Annotated in this window: 25 protein-coding genes; 1 reads left to right on the top strand and 24 read right to left on the bottom strand. The window is 58.1% G+C overall.

Annotation, left to right across the window (positions count from 1 at the left end):
* Window positions 1-2 precede the first annotated feature (2 nt).
* The 4 genes from QQS53_RS03730 to QQS53_RS03715 form a co-directional block, all read right to left on the bottom strand.
* Complete coding sequence (locus QQS53_RS03730) at window positions 3-5,555, bottom strand: tape measure protein (protein ID WP_472774588.1); 5,553 nt, start codon at window positions 5,553-5,555, stop codon at window positions 3-5.
* Between the two features lie 20 nt (window positions 5,556-5,575).
* Window positions 5,576-5,752 carry a helix-turn-helix domain-containing protein gene (locus tag QQS53_RS03725; protein WP_472775048.1) on the bottom strand — a complete coding sequence of 59 codons (177 nt, stop codon included), beginning with the start codon at window positions 5,750-5,752 and terminating at the stop codon, window positions 5,576-5,578.
* A 395-nt stretch (window positions 5,753-6,147) separates the two neighbouring features.
* On the bottom strand, window positions 6,148-6,411 hold the full coding sequence (locus QQS53_RS03720) for a hypothetical protein (protein WP_472774587.1): 264 nt from the start codon (window positions 6,409-6,411) through the stop codon (window positions 6,148-6,150).
* 101 nt (window positions 6,412-6,512) lie between these two features.
* The gene (locus QQS53_RS03715) at window positions 6,513-7,157 is read right to left on the bottom strand and encodes a phage tail tube protein (RefSeq protein ID WP_472774586.1); all 645 of its coding nucleotides are present in this window, start codon (window positions 7,155-7,157) and stop codon (window positions 6,513-6,515) included.
* 726 nt (window positions 7,158-7,883) lie between these two features.
* On the opposite strand from QQS53_RS03715, the gene QQS53_RS03710 reads away from it, so the two are divergent.
* On the top strand, window positions 7,884-8,009 hold the full coding sequence (locus QQS53_RS03710; RefSeq protein WP_472774585.1) for a hypothetical protein: 126 nt from the start codon (window positions 7,884-7,886) through the stop codon (window positions 8,007-8,009).
* A gap of 325 nt (window positions 8,010-8,334) precedes the next feature.
* Here the strand turns inward: QQS53_RS03710 and QQS53_RS03705 are convergent, their stop codons facing one another.
* The 20 genes from QQS53_RS03705 to QQS53_RS03610 form a co-directional block, all read right to left on the bottom strand.
* Complete coding sequence (locus QQS53_RS03705) at window positions 8,335-8,718, bottom strand: hypothetical protein (RefSeq protein ID WP_472774584.1); 384 nt, start codon at window positions 8,716-8,718, stop codon at window positions 8,335-8,337.
* Window positions 8,719-8,720: 2 nt separating this feature from the next.
* Window positions 8,721-9,635: a major capsid protein gene (locus QQS53_RS03700; RefSeq protein ID WP_472774583.1), complete on the bottom strand. Its 915-nt coding sequence runs from the start codon at window positions 9,633-9,635 to the stop codon at window positions 8,721-8,723.
* Between the two features lie 12 nt (window positions 9,636-9,647).
* The gene (locus QQS53_RS03695) at window positions 9,648-10,013 is read right to left on the bottom strand and encodes a capsid cement protein (RefSeq protein ID WP_472774582.1); all 366 of its coding nucleotides are present in this window, start codon (window positions 10,011-10,013) and stop codon (window positions 9,648-9,650) included.
* 26 nt (window positions 10,014-10,039) lie between these two features.
* Entirely contained in the window at window positions 10,040-10,588 is a 549-nt protein-coding gene (locus QQS53_RS03690) for a hypothetical protein (RefSeq protein ID WP_472774581.1), read from the bottom strand.
* Between the two features lie 119 nt (window positions 10,589-10,707).
* Window positions 10,708-11,559: a VG15 protein gene (locus tag QQS53_RS03685; RefSeq protein WP_472774580.1), complete on the bottom strand. Its 852-nt coding sequence runs from the start codon at window positions 11,557-11,559 to the stop codon at window positions 10,708-10,710.
* Between the two features lie 21 nt (window positions 11,560-11,580).
* Window positions 11,581-12,972 (bottom strand): phage portal protein, encoded by a 1,392-nt coding sequence (locus QQS53_RS03680; RefSeq protein ID WP_472774579.1) that lies wholly within the window; start codon window positions 12,970-12,972, stop codon window positions 11,581-11,583.
* A gap of 19 nt (window positions 12,973-12,991) precedes the next feature.
* Window positions 12,992-14,641: a terminase gene (locus QQS53_RS03675; protein WP_472774578.1), complete on the bottom strand. Its 1,650-nt coding sequence runs from the start codon at window positions 14,639-14,641 to the stop codon at window positions 12,992-12,994.
* A gap of 12 nt (window positions 14,642-14,653) precedes the next feature.
* Window positions 14,654-15,088 (bottom strand): phage terminase small subunit, encoded by a 435-nt coding sequence (locus QQS53_RS03670; protein ID WP_472775047.1) that lies wholly within the window; start codon window positions 15,086-15,088, stop codon window positions 14,654-14,656.
* A complete protein-coding gene (locus QQS53_RS03665; RefSeq protein ID WP_472774577.1) occupies window positions 15,060-15,392 on the bottom strand; it encodes a hypothetical protein in 333 nt (110 codons plus the stop codon). The genes QQS53_RS03670 and QQS53_RS03665 overlap by 29 nt, the downstream gene beginning before the upstream one ends.
* A 511-nt stretch (window positions 15,393-15,903) precedes the next feature.
* Window positions 15,904-16,185, bottom strand: coding sequence for an HNH endonuclease (locus tag QQS53_RS03660; RefSeq protein ID WP_472774576.1), 282 nt, complete (start codon window positions 16,183-16,185; stop codon window positions 15,904-15,906).
* A 90-nt stretch (window positions 16,186-16,275) separates the two neighbouring features.
* The gene (locus tag QQS53_RS03655) at window positions 16,276-16,761 is read right to left on the bottom strand and encodes a hypothetical protein (RefSeq protein WP_472774575.1); all 486 of its coding nucleotides are present in this window, start codon (window positions 16,759-16,761) and stop codon (window positions 16,276-16,278) included.
* Complete coding sequence (locus QQS53_RS03650) at window positions 16,758-17,126, bottom strand: putative PDDEXK endonuclease (RefSeq protein ID WP_472774574.1); 369 nt, start codon at window positions 17,124-17,126, stop codon at window positions 16,758-16,760. The genes QQS53_RS03655 and QQS53_RS03650 overlap by 4 nt, the downstream gene beginning before the upstream one ends.
* 86 nt (window positions 17,127-17,212) lie before the next feature.
* Window positions 17,213-17,647 (bottom strand): hypothetical protein, encoded by a 435-nt coding sequence (locus QQS53_RS03645; RefSeq protein WP_472774573.1) that lies wholly within the window; start codon window positions 17,645-17,647, stop codon window positions 17,213-17,215.
* Window positions 17,641-18,726 (bottom strand): hypothetical protein, encoded by a 1,086-nt coding sequence (locus tag QQS53_RS03640; RefSeq protein ID WP_472774572.1) that lies wholly within the window; start codon window positions 18,724-18,726, stop codon window positions 17,641-17,643. Before QQS53_RS03640 ends, QQS53_RS03645 begins: the two co-directional genes overlap by 7 nt.
* 296 nt (window positions 18,727-19,022) lie before the next feature.
* Window positions 19,023-19,442 (bottom strand): dUTP diphosphatase, encoded by a 420-nt coding sequence (locus QQS53_RS03635; protein ID WP_472774571.1) that lies wholly within the window; start codon window positions 19,440-19,442, stop codon window positions 19,023-19,025.
* A gap of 61 nt (window positions 19,443-19,503) precedes the next feature.
* Window positions 19,504-20,409, bottom strand: a complete 906-nt coding sequence (locus QQS53_RS03630) for a DNA cytosine methyltransferase (RefSeq protein ID WP_472774570.1) — start codon at window positions 20,407-20,409, stop codon at window positions 19,504-19,506.
* A gap of 13 nt (window positions 20,410-20,422) precedes the next feature.
* Complete coding sequence (locus QQS53_RS03625; protein ID WP_472774569.1) at window positions 20,423-20,566, bottom strand: hypothetical protein; 144 nt, start codon at window positions 20,564-20,566, stop codon at window positions 20,423-20,425.
* A 65-nt stretch (window positions 20,567-20,631) separates the two neighbouring features.
* Window positions 20,632-20,994, bottom strand: coding sequence for a hypothetical protein (locus QQS53_RS03620; protein ID WP_472774568.1), 363 nt, complete (start codon window positions 20,992-20,994; stop codon window positions 20,632-20,634).
* Window positions 20,991-21,437: a hypothetical protein gene (locus tag QQS53_RS03615; RefSeq protein ID WP_472774567.1), complete on the bottom strand. Its 447-nt coding sequence runs from the start codon at window positions 21,435-21,437 to the stop codon at window positions 20,991-20,993. The genes QQS53_RS03620 and QQS53_RS03615 overlap by 4 nt, the downstream gene beginning before the upstream one ends.
* The gene (locus QQS53_RS03610; RefSeq protein WP_472774566.1) at window positions 21,430-21,624 is read right to left on the bottom strand and encodes a hypothetical protein; all 195 of its coding nucleotides are present in this window, start codon (window positions 21,622-21,624) and stop codon (window positions 21,430-21,432) included. Before QQS53_RS03610 ends, QQS53_RS03615 begins: the two co-directional genes overlap by 8 nt.
* Window positions 21,625-21,893 lie beyond the last annotated feature (269 nt).

Genomic DNA, 21,893 nt, shown 5'->3' with positions numbered 1-21,893 from the left:
CGCTACCTCCTCGACATAGCAACCGTCGCCGCGTTCGGCTTCGGGTTCTCCAACCGGTCCACACGGTAACCCAGCTGCTCAAGCATTCCGGCCACATCATCAGCGCTGAAGCTGCTTCCGATAATCTGCACCGGCTGCTTTTCAGACATGCCCTTCAGCTCGCTAGCCGACTCGGCCTGGAACTTCGCCAGGTCAGCCAAAGCTGCTCGGACCTCTTCATTCGACGTACGCCAATACTCGGCCCACGTCTCATTCGACGCCTTCTCCTGCTCCAGGCCCTCAATCTCAGTCTTGAGCGGATCCAGCTTCGCCCGGTGGTCCAGCTCGGCCATGTCGCGTTCCAGCTTGGAGCGCAGATTATCCTGCTCAGCCTTCAAATCAATCAGACCGTGCTCAAACTTCATCTGCTCCAAAGCACGAGCCGGGTCACCGGGGGCGCCGTTTTTAATCATGTCGGCCACCTTGTCCCCAGCACCAAAGAACCCCATGGCGCCGGCGGCAGCGGCAGCCTTATCAATCTGGGACTTAGTCTCAGCGTCGAAGTCCTTAAACTCTGACCGAGACGCCAGCTTCGCCAGCTCCTCGTCAATCTGTTTGATGCGACGTGTCGCGGCAGGCATCGCAGTGAACCAGTTGACAGGGTTAATCCAGGTCTTAATGTCTGCCTGGTTAGCCTGCAACTGAGCCTTTTCGGTCATCAAGTCCGCGTAGCGTTGACCAACGGTGGCCTGAACCGAGTCATACCCAAACGCGGTACCGGACATCAGCGCCAACTTTTGGGTAGCAACATTCAGGCTTGCCGTGACATCTTGCAAATCAAGTGCCGCCAACGTCGCCTTATACGTGGCCTCAAGATTGGCTTGCTGCGCCTTCTTAGCCACCAGCTGTTGGTTAATCTGTGCTGCCAGAACTTCCGCATACAGGGCGTGCGATTCATCAGACCATGCGGCCATCTGCCCCATCACGTCTTGATTACCAACAGCCATCTTCCACCGGAACCTGTCATAAGCCAACGACAAGTCCTCATAGTTAGCGGCCGCCAGCCTCATATCAGCCCGGCGTTGCGCATCAAACTGCGCCTGAACCTCAGCCAAAGACTTCGCGCCCTCCAGCTGGGCCCTAATCCCATCCATCCGAGTGGTACGGACCGTGCGCTCAGCAGCCGATAGCTCAATCGCCGCCATCGCCTGGTCGATCACCAAACCGGCCACCTGCTGGCGGAGCCCCTCGGTCATCGTCACCAGCTCGCGGATGGAGCCCATCGTGGAAGAAATCGCCTTGAACGCTTCAACGCGGGCCTTCATGATAGACCCAACGACGAGTTCCCACACGTCCATAAACGCGTCCGCGACCGCGATGACCATAGCAATCTCAGCATGTCCAGCAACAACCGCCGCCTCCTGGACCGCGTTCTTCGCCGCTGCGTACTTCTTCTCGGCCTCAGCAACCTTCCCGACGTCACCATCCTTACGGGCCTGCGCCAGCTCGGACTCGGCCACCTTCAGGTCGCCCGCTGCCTTCGACTGGTCCCCATAAGCCTTCGTTAGCGAATCGTAACCGCTGGCTACACCACTAAACGGGGAAATGAGGTTACCCAGGACCGGGGCCTTAGAGGCCACATCAAATTTGTCCTTCACAGAAGACTGAGCAAACCATGCCTGCACGTTACGCGTAGGGTCCTTCTCCACGTGCTTAGCCGCTGCGTTAGCCCACTTTTCCAGCGGGGGCACCAGCTTGCCAATAGCACGAATAAGGCCAGCGACCTGCGACCACTGGGCATTCGTCAGCACGGGCTCCGGCTTACCGGAAAGGTTCAGCGCCAGATTCCCGGACTGGAGCCAGCCGCCCTGGTCATGCAGACCAATAGCACGGCCCGCCCACTCCATAGCGCCGCGTCCAGCGTTCCGGAGAATATCACCCACTTCTTGAGCCGCCGTGTAAACAGTACTGAGCTTGTCTCCAAGACCGCCGACCAGATCCCCCATCTTGTCCGACAAGGACTTCTTGCCCTTGTCGTAGACACCACGTGGAATGTCCTTCCACGCGGGCGGGCCGGCAGGAAGACGGTTTTTAATTGGCCCCATAATCTTATCGATGACGTCCGAGACCTTCTTGGAGACGAAATCTTTCATCTGCTCCGGCGACGGGCCGCCAGACCCCTTACCGATGACAAATGCACCACCCGGGCCAATAGGCAGGTGGTAGTGAGTGCGGAAGTAACCATCGTTAGCGCCCGCTGCGCCGGTACCATACTTCACCATCGACGGCGAGCCGCCAGACTCAACGTTAACCGCACCAACACGCGACGTAGCGCCCAGAGTACCGGCAGTATGGCCACCAGCGGCACCACCATTGGTAACACCGATGGAGAAAGTATTACCCTTCAGCCCCGCAACGAAACCCTGCGGCCCAGAGGGATACTGACTATTGCCGCCACCGTTAAACGCCATCGTGGCCCACTGGCGAGCACCATTACCGCCGCCCATCACATCCGCAATACCAGACATGAAGCCCGAACAGTCAGTACCGCCGCCACCTTCAGCAGAACCGCCAAGCACATACGGGCGCCCGTGCCGAGCCTTAGCCCACTTGTGCCCACGTTCCAGCTGCAGCTCCCACATTGGGCGGACCTCGCCGCCGTCTTTGAAGGCTGGGAACAGGCCGGGAGCTGCGCCAACGAGGTCGCCCTTACGGTTGTTGATGTGCTCCGGCAGAAGCTGGAGGCTAGTGCCGTCGAACGTAAACCCTTGCCCCTTCTTCAGGGCTTGTCGCATGGCATACACTGCGCCTTGCCCACCAGCAGCACGAACGTCTGCTGCGGTAAGCACGTGTTCACCATTGGACAGGCGGGCCAGAATATCATCCGAGGTACCAGAACCCGGGCCGCGGATAGCACCACCAGTAGCGTAGCCGCTGATGGGGGCCAGTTTCTTCGCGGTCTTCGGGTTCAGCGGCAGGAAACCGCCGATGGTATCCCAAGCCTTGGCAATGCCGCCATTGTAGACGGTATTAATCATGAAATTGATTGGCCCTGCCAGGGCCGACTTCAACCGGTTCCACGTGTCCCTAATGCCGTTGACGACCGTGCCGAAGAACGATTTCAGCGTATCTAAGGCGGACTTGAACCGCTCGATGACGTTGGTGTTAATCCACGTCCAGGCCGCGTGCATGGAGTCACGCAACCAATTCCACTTACCGACCATCCAGTCGATGACGGGCTTGACTGCGGTCGTCCACAGCGCATGCATCGCTGCGGCGAGCGGAGAAAGGACTGTGTTTTTAATCCAATTCCATGCCGCCTGCAAAGCACCAACGAGGGCGTTCCACTTACCGATAATCCAGTCGATGACCGGGCTAATGGCATTCGACCACAGCCACTGCATAGCAGCGGCCAGGGGGTCGATAACGGTGGACTTAATCCACCCCCACACCGCCTGGAGCGCACTAACAAGCGCGTTCCACTTACCGACGATCCAGTCGATGACCGGGTTGATGACGTTATTCCACAGCCACAACATGGCGTTAGCAAACGCGTCGATGACTGTGGTCTTAATCCATGCCCAGACGATTGGCAATGCCTCGGAAAGAACATTCCACTTACCGACGATCCAATCAACGACAGGGCTAATAACGTTGGACCACAGCCAAGACATGGCGTTGCCGAAACCGTCGATAACGGGCTTAATAACACCGGTCCACAAGGCATTCCACGCGGCAGACAGCCCCTGCCACGCCACTACCGCCAGACCAATCGCTACGGCGAGCACACCGCCGAAAACGTTCATGGCAATCTGGCCGATAGACTGAATAACGTCCCAAATCCCCTGGAGAATAGGCTGGATAACACCCCAAGCGGCGGACAGCAGCTCCCCTACGGTGGATAGTACTTCCCCAGTCTTTTGGCTAATCCAATCCCAACCAGCAGAAACACCGTCCACGAAACCCTGGAAGATTTCTTGCCCCAACTCAGTCTGAGTAAAGAACCAGGTCAAAGCCCCAACAACTGCCGTGATGACAGCCACCCAAGGGTTGATCTTCGTGATGACAGTAGCGAAAAACTTCCCTACCGTCTTGAGCGGGCCTACAACGGCCTTGAGGAAACCGCCGAGTTTACTAACCACACCGCCGAGACGGCCTAAAACAGGCACACTGGTCCCAGCAAAGCTAGCCAACGTCTTAAACCCGTTGACCAACCCACCAATTTGGAAGATTTTCCTCAGCGTGCCCGCAGCAGTTTTCAGGCCCTTAATCGCCGACGCAGCCTTACTGACAGGACCAACAACAGCGCTAACAGCCTTAAACCCTAGAAAACCAACAACGATTGCTTGGATCGCCCCTGGGTTTTGCTCCGCAAACTGAGCGACCTTCTCAACGATCGGGACCAGAACAGAAGACACGAGCGGGGCTAGTGCGTTCAACACACCGCCCAAAGCCTCCCACGTGGCAACGGAGAGGGACGCAGTAATCTTCACGAAGGACCGCGCTAGTGACTCAATCGACGGCCACAGCTTTTCTACCGTGTCCCACAGGGTCGAAAACACCCCACCGATTCGTTCCCAATTAGCGGGGTCAACTGCGGCTTCCGCAAGGCTCACCGCGATTTCCCCGAATTTTTGCCCCACCGTCTCCAAGAAAGGGGAGGCGCCTTCAATGGCCTTACCGACCTTCTCAAAAGCCGGGGTAAGAATCGTTGTTAAATGCTCGCTAGCGGGCTTGAATCCTTCAGCCATGGCGTCAAAAGCCCCGCCGATAGCCGAAAACATGGCTGGAGCAGATAGGAAGGCGGGCTTAATGAGGGCTTCGCCAAAACGCCCCATCGCCGCGCCCATATTAGCCATAGCACCGGAGAAGGTGTTACCCATCTCCAGGGCAGATCCCCCGACGCCCTTGCGCATGGCGCGCTCAAACGTCGCGAAATCAATTTCACCGGCGGACACCATCTCAGAAATCTCGGTAGAAGTCTTACCGGTTTCCTCGGCCAACATCTGCAATACAGGCACGCCTGCCGACGTGAGCTGAAGCAAGTCGTCGCCCTGAAGCTTGCCACGGGCAGCAATCGAGCCGAAAATTAGGCCCACATCAGACATGGAACGGCCCGCGATAGCCGCCGTATCGCCCACAGTCTTGAGTGTCTGCTCCAGTTCCTTGCCGGGTTTAATACCAGCAGCAACCATCGAGGCCGATACTGTAGCGGCCTCACCAAGGCCATTAGCCGTCCCCTTGACCGAAGCCAAAGCATTGTCCATAATGCCGGCCACATCGGACGCGGAATTACCTAAACCTTTCAGCTTGGCTTCCGCACCTTCGATAGCCGTCAGGCGTCCGAAGCCCTTAGCAATGGACCCAGCAAGGGCACCGCCCACAGCTGTACCAGCGGATACGGCGCCAATCTTTAGGGCCTTGCCCATGTGGTTAGAAAGCTTCTGGCCGATGGAAGTGCCCGAACGGCCGGCGACCTTATCCACCTCGCCAAAGGACTTCTTAATTTTCGGTGCGATATCCTTCGTCGAGGGAATAATATTTACCCACGCGTTCGCAAGCTCTACACCGGCCATGCTTATTCACCTACATTTCTTTAATTGGAGCGGGCTGCGCGCACAACACGCCCCACGGTTGACGTAGACACCCCAAATTGGGCAGCTAACTCGCGGTAAGACACTCCACCGTCGGCATAAGCGTCAACGATTTGTTCGTCCCGCGTCGGCTTTTTAGTCCACCCGAGCCACTCATTCAGCTCAGACAACGGAGTCATCTCACCCTTGAAGACACCAGATTCATTCGGGTTAAACGGATCGCCCTGAGGGACCGGCTTACCTTGACGCGGCGTGGCCTTATTCTCACCTGGCCGGGGGACAGGTTTCGGGCGCGCACCCTTACCCCCGCCGTTCTGCCAAATAATGGCATGGACGCCGTCAAGAACCGACGCCAACAAATGCGTACCAATGTCCCACGTGGACTCATGGTTAGTCAGCTGCTCCGCAAGCGCCGCAGAACCCTCCATGTGTTTCACCAGGACAAGCAGATCCCGCCATGATAGGCGGTCCGTCCCATCCCCGACCCAGCGCAGGCGTACACCCTCGCGGATTAAATCCGCCTCAAGGGCGGTTAGCCCATCTTCCCCTTCATCTTCGATGAGGTCAACGAGGCTTAGGATTCCCCCAGCGGGGCGTCCTCAGTCTCAGCCCACTCTTCCATAAATCGACCAAAATCACGCATGGACAGGCTCTCCACCTTATCCAGGTCTTCCTTATCGAGCGCGGCTTCCATCAGGGCGTCGCCGAAGCCGTCTTCGTCGCCCTTGTACTTCTTGCGGATGGCCTTCATCTGCTTGTAGGAGATCTTGTCGTTCAGGTAGTGGACGTCGATGGTGGTGCCGTCGGTGGCTTCAAAGTGGAATTTTTCGAGTGCCATGATTGCGGTTCCTCTCTAGTTGTGAGTGTGAAAATCGTGTTGCGGTTCATTGGGGTGGGCCTAGGGCGAACCGCAATAACTCCCTAGGCCCATAGGGGCGGTTAAACGGAATCGCCAGCTTCCTCGTCGTTTACGCCGTCAGCGCCACCAGAGGTTCGTACAGAATCATCTTCGGCTCGCTTGATAAGCGAAATCAGCTTGACGTTATCCACACCGAAGCACTCCAGGGTCGCCTGGTACTTGATGACGTCGGAACGAACGTAGTTGGTCTCTCCAACCTCAGTGACCTGCACGTCCGGGGCGAACACCTTAATTCGAGACCCGTTACCGCCCTTGATGTAGAAGGCGATGGAACGGTGCGGGAGTTCGTCGGCGTTGTCAATGACCTTGATGGTGCCGCCGGACTCGGTGACGTTGTTCTCACCAGCGATAAGCTTGAGCACCTCACCATTCGCACCCTCCATAAACGTTACCTGGAGGGAGACAGAGTGGTCGGACTGGGTGATGACGACGGTGTCGCCATTCCAGTCCTTAATCTTCTCAGTGGAGCGGTCCACAGTCTTGACCACGCCGTCCTCGGAGACATAGCCAGCGGGCTTATGCTCCAGGGAGGGCTCCAGTTCACCTTCCGCGTCAGTCGGGAACGTCTGAGGGTCAGTGGCCACCGGGCCAATAGTGATGCCGCCGGAAGCTTCAACATCCGGGGCACCAACAAGAACGTTGCGACGATTACGCAAATCAGCCATGACAAATCAACCTTTCAGTAGGTATGCGAAAACCCCCACCAGGTTTAGGTGAGGGTTGTAGTGAGAACGCCCGTAGTCTGCCATCGGAAAAACTCAGCAGTATCAGGGTCCGGGAATTCATGCGGCCCGGACTCCTCTGACCACCAAATTATCTTTTGGTCTAGGGCATATATTTCATCCACAAGCAGGAACCGGATAGCCCCAATCAAGTTAATGACATCTTCCTGGTCCCGCCCGTAGACCTGCACCGCCATAAGCGAATCCTGCGACGTAGGCCCCGTCATACGTGGGGCAGACGGGTCAAGCCTTACAAACAGGTCAGGCGGATTTCGCGGCACTTTCGTAGAAATTGGTGCTTCAAGCCGCTCACCTAGTGCCATGATGAGCCTCTCGACAGGGGTAACAAACAAAACTCTTATCCACCCCTTAACGCTTTCAACAGTGTGTTATCGCGGGCATTAACCCGCATAGCGCGGGCCGTCCCAGTAAAGATGATGGCCCGGTGACGGTCAATATCAGTCCGAGACTTCCAGCCAAACCCGCGCCCCGCCCGCTCGGCCACACCTTCAGCAAGGTCATCGACCAACCTCACGAGGGCGGGGTCCCGTCTAAGCTGGTTAAACCCGTCAATATTGAACTGGATACGGACCATCAGTCTGTAATATCCATACGCTGGAACGTCATCCACTGGCCGGGAGCAAAACCAGCCAAAAAATCCTTCGCCCCATGCGTGTAGACGATAAGCGCACCGTCGATAACCTCCACCGCGTTCGTATCAAACTCAAGCGGCTTAAGCTCGCCGGCTTCATCCTTAGCGACTACCTGGATCATCCTTCGACCTTCCTCCCGTGAACGACTACTAGTCCTGGTGACCACCCGTGCCACCCGTGGTTATAATTCTCCGGGTTTCCTTCTACGGTCCATTCGGACCCATCGGGAATACGGATCTTCGATTCCGGGCCAGGTGCCGTTTCTGGGGTGAAATGCACATGCAGGTAATCAATCGTGCGGAGAATTGAATCCTCTGTTTTTTCCTCAGTGCGGTCCACCCACCACGACGCCACTTGAACCTGCCGCCACTCACCTTTACCGGGGCGTTCATTGCCGAAGCGATCCCGCTCCGGGGCGCCACGGCGATACACCTCCACAGCCTGATTAAGCGGAATGAAAGCCACGTCTACCAGCTCACCGCCTCTACGGTTCGCATGCCACGAGACCGGTTCAGCTCATCGTCGAGCGCTTTATCTAGCATTTCTCGCTCCGCCTTCGTGAGAAACAAGTTTCCCTCACTATTACGAAACGACGACGACTGAGAAAACGGCCCAGCAGTTTGTGACAACGACTCCATGTGGTCAGTGCCCTCAGACTGCAAAGCACGCTTCGCCATCGAGCACACGATAATCCGCAAGACAGCAGCGAGCTTGGCTGACGGGTTGTCTGGCAGGTCGTACATGGCCTGCAGCCACACGGAAGCGTCTTCGAGTACGGCGTTCGCCTGGTCCCCGTCAGGGGCAAGCGACCACCGTGCGCGCAGCTCGTCGCTAGTTGCAAACGCCGCCATGACTACTGCTCCAAACCGGACAGCTTCACCACAGACAACGGGTCAGTAACACCAAACGCCATCGTCGCCCAAGTGTAGAAGCGAGTCACCTGGCGGCCCTTGATGTACTCATTGTCGGTGGAGATCGGGTCCTCAACACCCATGACGCCAACGGCGCCACGCTGCAGCAGGAGACCTTCGCCTTCCTTCAGCGAGGTGGTGTTGGACACGTAGAGGGTGATGCCGAGGGTGGACAGAATCTGCTGCCACTTGTCAACACCGAGGATGGCGCGCAGGTTCTTCGCGTCACGTGGCTTCAGAACGAGGGTGTCGGGAATGTACCCAAGATTGGTTTCCTCAATCTTGAGCTTGGCTTCCTCAATATCATCAATGAGCTTGCCCTCACCAGTCAGCGCAGTCTTATTGGATGCGGTGACCTTGCCGGCTGCTGCCCAACCGGAAGACTCCAGCTTGAGACCATTGTCCATGTTGGAGATAACGCCATCGATGACCTGGAACGCACGGTCATCAATGTCCTTGACCATCGTGTTGGCAACACGGTTGGCACCACGCTGCAAGATGATTGGGTCGTTACGCTTTTCCGCCTCACGAGTCAGGTCGTAGTGCCCACCGGTCTTTACAACCGGGTCGACTACCGGCTTGCCCTGCGCGGTGGAGAACGCTGGGAACTCCGCGCCCGGGGCAATGACGCCAGGCTTCTCCGCCGCAGTGGCCATGTTGGCTTCAAGGCGGTCATACATGATCGCGCCACCATTAGCAGCTGTGGAGGTGAACAGGAACTGGGATACCAGATTCGACTGGGTAAGCTCCGCCACGTAGTTAGACAGTCGAGTCGGTTCCTTCACCAGCATGGACGTGGTGATGGTGCCCTCGTCGTTAACGCGGGCTGGGGAAAGTGGGAAAGTGAAATCAGCCATCTTTCTTCCTCCTTACTTCAGCGCCACAATGACGCGGTTATCAGCGGCGGCAGACACGGCGATACCTACCACCGGGGCGGCTTCCGCGGCCTTAGTGGCCTTGCCGGACGCTGCAGCAGCTACCGGGTCACCGGCGGCAATAGCGCCATTAGACTCGACTTCAACGATGTGTCCTGCGCGGTACACCATGACGTAGCCGTCCTTTGCAACGTCGGTGGCGGGCACGCCGAAGACCTGTGCACCAGCACCCGCAGTCTTCGCAACTGGGTTGCGGCCATCAATATCGCCAGCGATCTGTACGAAAGTACCCGCCTTCAGGTCCGCCTGTGCCTTCACAGTCGGATTCTGGGCGGGGGTGTAATGAACAACAGTGGACATTACGAAAATCCCTCCTTTAATGGGAATTAGTTATGCTGTGCAAACTTGCCGTTAACCGGCCACGACGCAGGGAACGAATAGTCCGGCGCATCTTCCCGCGAGGACGCGCCAGGCTTAAGACTTTCGACTGGGTAGTCAGACGGCGGTGTGGCTCGCTTCGCGGCCTGTGCCTGCAACTCGCCTAAGCGCTTTGCGTTATCGTCGAACTTTTCCGGGTCGCTTCCCAGCAGGTCGGCGTTCTCCGCCGAGATTCCGTACTTAGAAAGGGCTTTGGAACGTGCCAATTCCACTTGGTATTGGTTGGCCTTGGTGCGCTCGGCCTCCAGGGCTTCTTGGGCGCGTTGTAGTTCCGTCTTTTCGGCGTCTTGAATCTCGCGGTACTTTTCCGCATCGGCACGTAGTTCGTTGCGTTCGGTGCGGTAGCGTGCGCTTTCCTTGCGGAGCTTCTCTAACTCCTGCTGGTAGGACTCTGCGCTGCGTTCCGGTTTCGAGTTGTCGGCCTCCTGGGCCTTATCCTCGTTTGCCACCTCGGCGGCATTCTGGTCGTCGGTGGTGGCGGTAGTTTCTTCTGCCATCGGTAACCTCCTGGGTTATCTGGGTTGGGCATGAAAAAGCCCCCGCCACCAAGCAATGTGGTGTGGGGGTGGTGCGCTAAGGGGGAATCGAACCCCAACATCGCCAACCGTTGGTAGCGCTATTTTCCGCCAAACGGCGAATAATCAGTGGTGTTCAAACCACCAGACGAAATGAACTCGGCCCATTTTCGAAACTGTGCAGGCGACGGTTTATCTCCCGCCCAGGTCTGTTCACGCCAGTGCGCATACAGGGCATCTGCTTCCTTTTGCCCCTCCCATGGTTTGCCATCAACTACGAGCACTGGGATGCAATCGCAGCCATCGTGATACCTGCGCCCATCACTCCGGCGGATTACCGTATCCTCCGAATACACCGCCCCGCGAGAGGCGAGCATGGTACAAAAAGCACACGACTCGCGGCCGGATAAAACGCGCGCATACCCGGCGCGGGCAGGGCGCCCAGACTTAAACCGTGCCGTGCCGTTATGTGCTGCATCCGCCACAGCACTACGCCCCGCATCCACAACATGGCGCGACAAACGCCGGCCAAGTTCACCAGCAACACGTGCCTTAACTGCTGAATCCATACGGTTGGAAAAATCAGGGCTCACAGCCTGCATAACGCGCTTCTTAGACTCCTCATCCAACATCATCACGTGAAGTTTCGACGAGTCCGGGGACAGGCGCGATACGTCAGCGATAGCATCAAACAGGGCTTTCCGAGGGTAAGGCCGTATGGCCTCGGGCTTTATCTCCACGCCAACGCCAGCGGCCTGGCGGCCAAGCTCCACCACGTGTGTGCGCCAAGATACACGCCGCATGCGAATAACCCGCGGATACAAAATATCCACCAGCTGCTCCACTTGCTCCACAGTGACCGGAACACCATAGGTAGCCAAAGCCTTATTCACTAGGCGGCTAATATCCACCGCCAGCGAATCATCATTATTGCGAACATGCGCCAGCGGCATACCATCACCACCTCACAGTAACTACAGCTGCAAACCCTCCACAGCGTCACCAGCATCAGCAATACCGCTAAACAGACTCGACGCACGAGCGGTCGAGCGGGCGCGCTCCACCCGTTCCTTCGTCCACCCCGGAATGTCTGACCACAGCTCCTCGGGTGGAATGCCCAGCATGGTCGACAGCTTGCCCAAACCGTCCACCGTCTGCGCAAACGAACGAGACGAGGTTTCCTCCCACGTCACCTCTGCTTCAAAATCGGCGGCGCCGTCCTCATCACCAGAAGCATGCGAGCACAAGCGCAGCAGCTGCTCATGTGACTCGCCAAGCGACGTTTGAATCTCCGCCGCCTGCCTATCCTTCGAGGTCTCGAGTGCTGCCAGACCGTCAGCCGAGATATTACTAATGGCATTTGCCCCCAACGACTGGGCAGGCACCTGCGCCAACGCCGCGAAGTCACGCACCGACGCCTGCCGCGACTCAATATAACGCGACAAGTCCGTCTCGTCGTACTGCCCAACCTTCACATCAGGGTCATCAAAGAACTGCGTGTCAGCCACAGACTGGAGGAAAGCCTGCATCTCATTCTCAGGCACCCAACCAATCACATAGCGTTGCTTAAACGCGGCAAAATGCTGCGCTACACCCTGCTCATAGTTCGTACGGTTAATGCGGTCCTGCAAACCAAGTAAGTGCTCCACAATGCCGCGGCGCTCTTCACCATCAGTAAGCATTCGGTCCTGGTATCGAACGATAGGCACCGCACCCATATTGTGCGGACGGGCTTCCTGAAACACTAGATTCGTCGGGGAGTAATAGGTCCTATCAAGCCAATCCCTCACTTCCTGCGGCGCATGCTCAATACCAAACCAGTACACGTACTCCTCGTCGAACAGTCGCATGTACCGGTCACCAATTTCAAGCGCCAACATCGGGTACTCATCCGAGGACGGCACCCCCGGAATGCCAAGCGAGTCAGAGTAGAACGTCACCATGCGCCGCGGGGAATGCACACCAATACGCAAAGCATTATCAGCAGCCGGAAGCACCGACGCGTAAGACGTGCCATACGTTAACGCCGCCCGGTGCAGACCAGTCTGGCGGGCAGACATCTTGTTGCGCTGCCACCAAGACCAGGCATCCGCTTGCTCACCATCGGCGGAGTAGAAACCGTCCACCTTCAACGACTGCGAATAAGTATCCACCACCAGGGCCACGAACGGTGCGACAGACATGCGCGCAAGCTCCGCGTGCTGCTCACGGTTCTTAGAGTTCGACGTGGCGCCAACTCGGACCGTGGCCGTCTCACTATCCCACGGCACCATGTACTCATGGATATTGTCGAAAATCCTGCGCTCGGCCACGTGCGTGGACAGTAACTCACGCACCGCATGCTCTGCTTTATCACGCCTTAGCACGACGTCCTCCTCCCACTAATTAAATGAAAAATGCTTTCCCAGTCCGTTGCTTCTTCTTCGATACGCCGCCACGTTCACGAGCCAGACGCCACACCATGCGCGCACCAATCATGCACACACACGCGTCAATCTTCTTCGCCGACTTCCTCGACTCTTTGCGCACCGTGATGCCATACCGACCCTCATGCCGGCGGGCATTCAACACATGCTCCGTCAACAACGGGTTACCGTCATGCGTGAACGAGTGCTGCATAACCTCCGCCTCCGCGAGCTCCGCAGCCGTAGTGAACTGAAAGTCCTTACCGCGCATATCCCAAGCAATAGGCTCCGGCTGCTGCGCGCCCCTCGATGTCGCCCACAACTCCAGCCGGTCTCGGTACCGCTCCGGCCACGCCACTTTCGTAAACGATTCCCATTCACGCACATCGGCGTAAAAGCCGATGACATTCCATGTAGCGAACGCAAAATCAACGCGGTCATCAACCGCCTGCACATCGACCATGGGTTTATCGTCCGGGTCGGCTGCTTTCGGCTGCCACACCCCAATAGTGAAGATATGACCGTCATCCATACGACACCCAATAAGTGCTGTGTGGTCATTCGACAGCGAACCGTCAAAGAACATTACGATGTCCTCACCCGGCGCGACATCAATGTCCGGCCGCGCCATTTGCGCCCAATCCTGCGGATCACACCACGAATCAGACGAAGCCACCGGCCAATTCAAATACTTCCGCTTCGAATCATCCACCTGCGCCGACGGAGACCAGATACGCGTCATAATTGCATCAATGTCAGACCAAGGACAATCCGCATACACCCACTCAAGTGCAGAGCGTAGAGAATCAGCATCCCCCATCTCCGTATCATGCGGGGCTTGACGCGCATCGTAAAGAATCCGCGACTCATTCTTAGACCGGCCAGACTCCTGCAAAACCCAGTCATTAAACGTGGACTCGCCCGCCGAGTTAATGCCCGGCTTCCACGCATTCAACGTCTCCAACATACGAGAGCCAGACTTCGACAAGTTATCCATCAAAGTAGCGTGCAACTCTGCCCCGCCATTCGACGGGGTCCAGTGCTCCAACTCGTCGCCGATAACGAATGTTGACTCCGCGCCTTCCGCGGTTGCTGCCGATGAGGTAATGACTTCGAGTTTGCCCTCCGGCTGCACGAAAATCTGGGTCTTTCCAACGTCCAGGCTGTAGTCGCGGTGCAGAGCCGGCGCATTCGCAGGAGAGGCCATAGCACGCACCATACGCATAGTATTCTCAGTCTGGTCCAAGGAGACCGCCGCAATCTGCACCCACGGCATCGACACCGGCTTCCCGACCACACCACCGGGAACGCCTGAGTTCCAGTGGTCAAACCGTACTGGTGCCAAAAGCTCAATCAACGCCATGACTGCAGCGAACGGAGACTTACCGGACCCTTTCGCCAACCGGCGCGCCCCATGGTGAAAAAGCCAACGGCCATTTTCGTCCAGGGCGTAGAACCACAGGACGAAGCGTGCCTGCTCGCGGGTAAACTGCCATGCCTTACCCGCACGAATACCGTTCGGGTGGCGCAGGTACTTCGCGGCCCACGCCAAAGCTTCATAGCCCAGCGTGAACTTAGGTAGCCCCTCGGGCAACGTCGCCAGCCGCTCCTGCGGAGCAACATCACCCATACCGGCCACCTCCTACATAAACAGCTCCTTGTAATGAGACATCACCGAAGAAGACTCATCATCAACCACAGCGCCATCTGCGGCCTGGAGCTCAACACGAAGACGACGACGTTCCCCCTCCGTCGTCATCAGCGACGCCGCAGCACGGTTAAACTCGGCAAGCATCGACGCCTTAACTCCCTCACCGTTGTTTAGCTCCTGGCTCATAACCTCAGCCAACAACCGGGCAGTCTGCCAATCCGACGGCTCATAAAACCGCGCCTGCCCCGACTGCTTCAACGAACGGAACCAGTCCTTCATTAAGGGGTGCCACGACGGCGACACCCGCGGCGCCTTCACAACAGGACGAGGGGCACTGTCTTTGACCACAGTCAACGTCGGCTGGTTCTCGTCCGGCTTATTACGACGACGACGCTGGTCACTCCTCTTCGGCGGTGGACCGGGCACCACTCATCACTTCCTTTAACTTCACTGGCCTACCACAGCGGATAAACCGACCATACGAATACTTCTCAACAATTCCATCCCCCACTGGGGCACGCCTCCCAGGCGCCTCCCCCGTGGCCACGAACACGTGCAGACCGGTCCCTGACTGAGACTCCTCGATGTAGAGGACCGGTTCAATAATGGACGCTACAGTCTCGCACGCCCACGGCTTCAGGGCACCGTGTTCAAGCGCGTTATCCAGGTCGTAACACCCGATACCGTCGCCCAGCATGAAACCAAAGCCGTCGCCAGCTTTTGATTTCATTACCTTCGAATACGCTGACCACGTGGCGGGGTTTGTCGACGAGGCAGGGGTGCCATCAATCTGAATGGGCCGCTTGCCTACAGCTCGTGCCCAGCGGGCGGTGCCCCGCATGGCCGCGGGGATTGTGGTGTCGCGGCGGCGGCGATAGGCGCGCTGGCGGCAAGCATTCGAGCAGAACCGAGGCAGCCGACCTCGGGCGCCCCCAATTCCAAGTGGCGAGCCACATTCTTTGCAGGTCATGCACCCTATTCTACCAGAGTGTTACGAATTAACCACGTTGACCAGCGGATATATTTTCATAGGTATGCACCCACCAAAACAGGCGCAAAAACCAACACACCCACCACAACAACCATCCAACCGCCCAAACGCCACCCAGAACGCCACACAAGCACCCAAACAGCCCCACCAGGGCAATCCCCTAACCCGTACACAGACATTCACCCTATGCCTTCTGAGGGCGCGAACTGGCGAAGTCGAGGGTCCTCCCCCACCTCTTCTTGTAGAGGGGCTAGCTGAGTCCAGGGTGTGGCGCGAGGGGGAGTTTTCTGCGCGCAATTCTACGCTTCTGCCCCGCCTGCTGCTCGACCCGGGTTTTGGCCTCATGGCAAGAGGTGCACAGGACTTGGAGATTGGCGTCCTGGTGGTAGCCGGGGCCGCGCGTGTTGTTGATGTGGTCTACTTCGAGTGGGGCGTTTTTGCTGCCGCAGTGTTGGCAGGTGTTGTTGTCGCGGTTGAGTATGCGCTTGCGGGTGGTGGTGGTGACGTGTTTGGTGCGGTTTGTCCAGGCCATTGGATGTTTCACCGCCTTGCTGTTGGATCGCGAAGACCCCGGACGGGTGGTTGGGTTCCTGTCCGGGGTCTTGTTTCACACGCGAGCATATCACATTTTGGGGGGTTGTTTGTCAAGTCGAGGGGTATATTTATTCACAAGGTGCTGTTTGCGCCGGTAAATGTCCCACACCGAGGGCTCCTTCTGGTCGATGTGTCGGTCGATGAACCGGCCCAGCACTTGGTCTTGGTGGGTCAGTTCGTCGAGGAGGTCGCCCGCCCAGTCCAGGAGGACCACGTCGTTGGCGTGGGTGGCTAGGAGTTGGCAGAGGCTAGCCGCGCCGGCCTGGTCATCGCGGATGGTGACGTTGAGTTCTCCGAGTGCGTCGAACGCAACCTCTTTGAGCCTGGTCTCCATGTCTAGCTTTTTGGCGAAGATGAGTGGGTTGCATGGTTCGGCGGGCCCGAAGTTGGGTTTCATGACGCGGGCTTCTGGCGGTGCCGGCCGGTCGAGGATGTGGGCGTCCAGGACGTAGTACTTGTTCTTAAGGTTGAGTGCCGTGGCCTTGATGTCGGAACCGCGAAGGTCAGTGGTCATTGGTGTTCTCCTGGTGTGAGTAGTTTGGTGAGGTCGTCGACGGTCATGATTGCCCATTGTTTTCCGGGGTCGGTGGTGCCGCGTCGTTTGGCAATGACGAGGCCTACGTGTGCGTTGTCGTTTTGGGCTTCTTGGTGGGCTTCTTTGGTCCATTGGGGGAGGTTGAGTTTTCCGCCGTAGTCTTTGGTTTCGATTACGATTCGGCGGTTGTGTGAGTCGCGGACGTTGGCGATGTCGCCGCAATCTTTCGCCCCGGTTTTGACTCTTCGGTCTATGCGGTCGTCGAGGTTGTCTCGTAAGAAATCTGCGATTTGGCGTTCAAACCTAGCTCCGGCTGCTTTTGCTGATTTTCTGTTTCGTGCCATCTGTGTGCCTTTCTAACGCTCTGGCGTTTCGTTCTGGACTGGTTTCCACGGGTGTCTTGTTTGTCGTTCTGTGGGGCTTCTGGGGCTTATTTTGGGTGTTTGTGGTTGTTTCTCTTGGTCCATTTTTTGATGAAGTCGGGGACTTCCGGTTTTGGTGGTTCCACAGCACGTGGTTGGTAGCCCCGGTTTATTCCGAAGGTTCCGTCGCGTAGTTCCTGGTCGCGCTGCTCGGTGAGCTGCTGCCGGTGGGCTTCGAGTTGTGGGCCGCGGACGGGGTCTGATTCCCAGCGGCGTAGGACGATTCGTGCGGCTTGGTTGAGTTCTTTTGGTGTGGCCATGCGGTCTCCGACGAGGTCTTCGGCCCAGAGGTGCACGGCTTCCTCCCACAGTGCTGACGGGTAGGTGCCGCGCAGGGATTTGGCCCAGGCGGCGGCGGTTGATGCGTCGGGTTTCGGGAAGCGGTCTGGTGTGAGTTGTTTGCCGCGTTGGAGGATGGCGGCGGCGGTGGTTTGGTTCACCATGGGAGTTCTCCTTTCGACTGCCAGGCGTGGTTGACGACTTCGCCTTCGATGGTGTTGGGGTCGTGATTGTTGGGGAGGCCGAGCCACGCGTTAAGGGTGTTGGTGTCTTGGGCGGGGTTGCTGGTGCGGGGTATGAGTTCGTCGTCCCAGCCGTCTCGGCCCAGCCATGTGGTGGGCAGTGGGATGTATTGCTTGTCGGTGCCTTGGGTGGCGTGGAAGTCGGTGAAGCGTTGGGTTTTGGCGTTGAGTTCGTCGCGGCTTACGCGCTTAGTCGCGCGTCGCCACTCATTGAGGGCTTTTCGCTTGCCTTGCTTGCGTGGGTAGAGGTGCCACCAGTCTTCGAAGGCTGCGGGGTACTTGTTGGGGGTCTCGTCACGCCCGCGTTCACCGTCAGGTGAACCCTCTTCGGGTTCATCGTTTGAACCTGGTTTTGAACTAGTTACTGAGTTACTAGTTACATAGTTACAGTTACTAGTTATAGGGAACCCCTTTCTGGACCCCTTTCCGGACCCCTTACCGATAGGGGTCGGTTTACCCTTTCCGGACCCCTTTCCGGACCCCTTTCCGGACCCCTTTCCGGACCCCTTTCCGGACCCCTTACCTAACGGGTAAATGGACGGGTCAACACGGGGCTCAGACAACAGATTCAACGCCTCCTCAGACCCCCACCCCGGAAGGCTGGGAGCCTCCTCGCGGAGCCGGGCGAGCTCGTACACAACAACCCCACGCAACTCGCTAGAGCCGACCTCTGCTAGCTTCCGCGTCATAGCGGTCGCCATCTTCGGCTGCTTCAACAGCCCACTGTTGCGCAAATACGAACGAACAAGGAACTCTTCAGTGTCTTCGTCGATGAGCACATAAAGGCCCGCGATGAGTTCTTGAGCGGCGTCTTCAACGTCTGTTCGTTCCCAGTTGCCGACAAACTTCGCTAATCGTCCGGGGCGCCAATCCCCTACCCCAGCGTGGTTCAGGGACGGGTGTGAAATCAGGACAAAATAGAGGTGCTGGGCGTTAACGGTAAGGCTCCGGAATTCACTGTCATTCCAGATTTCTACCTGTATCTGCGCGAATTTACGCATCGTCGTCTCCTACTCCTAGGACTTCGCGTGCTACGCGGGTCAGGTGGGGCTCTTCGTCTACATGGACGAGGATGTAGCGTGCTAGGGCGCGTTCGGTGGGGAGGTATCTTTCTGGGTCTAGCATGTCGCATAGCTCGTATTTTTCACTGGTGGTCAGGTAGTTCATCGTTGTTTCCTCCTTTCTCTATGGATTGGAATAGTTGGATGAGTGCGTCGAGGAATGCGGGGCTGGCGTAGTACACGTCGCGTGATTCCAACCAGGCGCGCATGTCCTCACGCTGCTGATGGGTGGGCATTTAGTTGCTGCTCCCGATTCCGTTGGTGCCGCGTTGGGTGGTGTCGAGGTGTGGTACTTCGGCGATTTCGTTGGCGGTGATGGGGATTACTACGAGTTGTGCGATGTAGTCGCCAGCTGCGATGTGCTGTGTGGTGTCGCCGGTGTTGTGCAGGCTCAACTTGATTGCGCCCCTGTATCCGCTGTCAATAATGCCGGTGCCATTAGAGAGCACCAGGTGCTTCTTGATACCGGTGCTGCTGCGCACAAACACCATCCCCACATGGCCGCGTGGCACAGCAACGTGCACGCCGGTGTCCCCTACCCTGTGCGCGTCCACGGGCACGGTGAGGTCGTGTTTGAGGGCTAGGTCGATGCCGGCGTCATCTTTGTAGGCTTGGCGCGGGTGGGCTGCGCCATCATCCAGCTGGTAATAAATCATTGGGTTCCTTTCATACGAAACGACCCCGCGTGTGGACTATTGAGGTCCTAAACGGCGGGGCTTATAGGGTGAGTAGTTCTGTGAGTGCTGCGGCGGCCTGGGCTGGCACGACCCCGTTGCCTAGGGCTTTGAGCTGTTGGTTGCGGGTTAGGCCGGGCACGCTGGTTACCCAGCCGTCTTTGAGGCCCATCATCCATTCGATGAACTCTGTGCTGGTGGCGGCGCGGATTTCCGGGAAACGTGGGTGCAGGCTGGGGCCGATATGGTCGGCGATGATGGGCGGCGGCGGCTGCCCGGTGATTAGCGCCCATTGGAGGATGGCCGGGCCGTGGTCGCCCCACCGGTTGGTTATTTCCCAGTGGAGGTCGGAGGCTGCGTTAATCCGGGCCAGAAAGTCGAGCATGTCGTTATCCCAGGGGATTTGCGGCGCTGGTCTGCGGGCGAGTCGGCCCGTTTCGAGTCCGAGGCCGTCGGCGTGGGAAGCAAGGATAAACAAGCGCTCCCGGTGGTGTGGTGCTCCCACGTCGGATGCTCGTATACATGCCCACTGCGCATCCCACCCGATTTCGGCAAGGTCGTCCAGGACTTCGGGGAGTCCCAGTGTGACGTGGCCAGATACGTTTTCGAACAGGGCAAATCGTGGTCGAAGATGCTTAATTGCATCGAGCACGTGGGGCCATAGGTGGCGGTCGTCATTCGTTCCTTTCCGGTGCCCTGCCTGGGAAAATGGCTGGCAGGGATAGCCAGCGGTGATGATGTCCACCGGGGCTACGGCACCTCCTCCCCAATCAATCTGTGTCACGTCGCCCAGGTTGGGCACGTCTGGGTAGTGACTAGCGAGGATGGAGGCCGGGGCGGGGTCTACCTCAACATGCCAAGCGGGCTGGGCGTCGAGCACCTGCATGACTCCTAGGTCGAGGCCGCCGTAGCCCGAAAACAGGGACCCAATGGTTAAGTTTTCAGGCATAGTGCATCACCTCCTAGGGGTGATTGTCGTTATCCGGGTCAAGAGGGTTCAGCGGGAGTAGTGCCGCGAGCTGTAGGGCCCGTGCGGTGACCTCTGGGGGTTGGTCCGTGCAGGCTTCGATGATGCGGACGGCCCGGGCGAAGTGAAAATCACTCACCGGGAGCCTCCGGTAGTGGTTCCCAGGCGGTGGTGGCGGCGATTGCTTCCAGTGCGTGGTCTTGGCTACTCATCGTGGTCTCCTTTGCATTTTGCGATGGTGGTTTTAATGGTCTCCGCTACGTGCTTCATGGTTTTCACATCTTTGGTGTTTTCGGCGGCGAGGCGTGTTTCTTCTATGAGGTATTCGAGCGCGCCGCGTAGGTGGATTACTTCCTGTGCGAGTTCTGGGGCGGCTGCGGCGAGTGTGAGGTCAGCGTCCGAGCATGAAGAGCCTTCGCCGTTTGCCTCTACTGCGATACACATGTCCCAGGTAGCCGAGTCGCCGATGTACCGCTCCTCTGGGGCTTCTCCGGGGTTGTATTCCCACGGCCCGGGCACGGCCTGGTCGAGAAGGCGCTGGAGATTAGTGGTGCTCAGGCTAGTCATTGGTTGTCTCCTATCAGTGATTCGAGTGTTTGGCGTCGGCGTAGCAGTGTGCCGACGCGCTCGACGTTTGCGTCGGAGAACTGGCGGCCCAGGTGCTTCCTGTGCTTCCTGGTGCCGACGCCACCGGAGAAAGCACGGTCAGTGGTCAACGGCTGGGTGCGTCTGGTGAGTTCCGCGTCGATGCGGTCAAGTTCGGCGCGCCACTCCGGAAGGTGCTTCGCTCGGTGCTGTTTGCGCTGCTGCTGCTGGGCTTGTCGCTTCGCTTGCTTTTTCTCCCAGCGGCGTTTCGCTACTGTGGCGTGCCGGGTGCACAGAAAGCCGTGCTTCACGTCTTTCCCGCACTCCGCGTCGCGGGACTCCACCCACGCCACACACGTCTCGCCCCACCCGTCTGGCGGGGTGAGAGTCACCAGTGAGGCGAGCGCACGGTCACGATTAGTCATTGGTTGTCTCCGTTTCGTGACGATTGTCTTTGGTTGGCCGGTATTCCCACAGATACGGCTTTTCGTACGGGCTGAATGTGGGGCCGGTGATTTTTCGGCGCTCTACAGTGCGTAGCCAGCGCCACCCGTGCTGCTCCGTTTCGACGGGGCGCCACGCGAACCAGCGCTGCCAAGGGCCGATGCTCATTCCTGCTCCTCGATTTCGTGACGATTGTCTTTGGTTGGCCGGTACACCCAGTAAGGGTCGGGCGCGAATGGGATGTCGGGCGGGTAGTGCAGGGCGCGCTCCACGGTGCGTAGCCACCTCCACCCGTGCTGCTCGGTGCGCACGGGGTACCAGGCGAACCAACGCTGCCAAGGGCCGATCATTGGGATTCTCCTAGGTAGCGGTTGAGCTCATTGCGAAAAATAGCGGCTTCTTCGCGGCTGATTTGCAGTACAGTGTTCTTTCCAGGT

This window comes from Corynebacterium sp. 2571A (assembly GCF_055700935.1).
The sequence above is the reverse complement of the archived record's forward strand: the minus strand, read 5'-3'. Positions and strand labels throughout refer to the sequence as shown.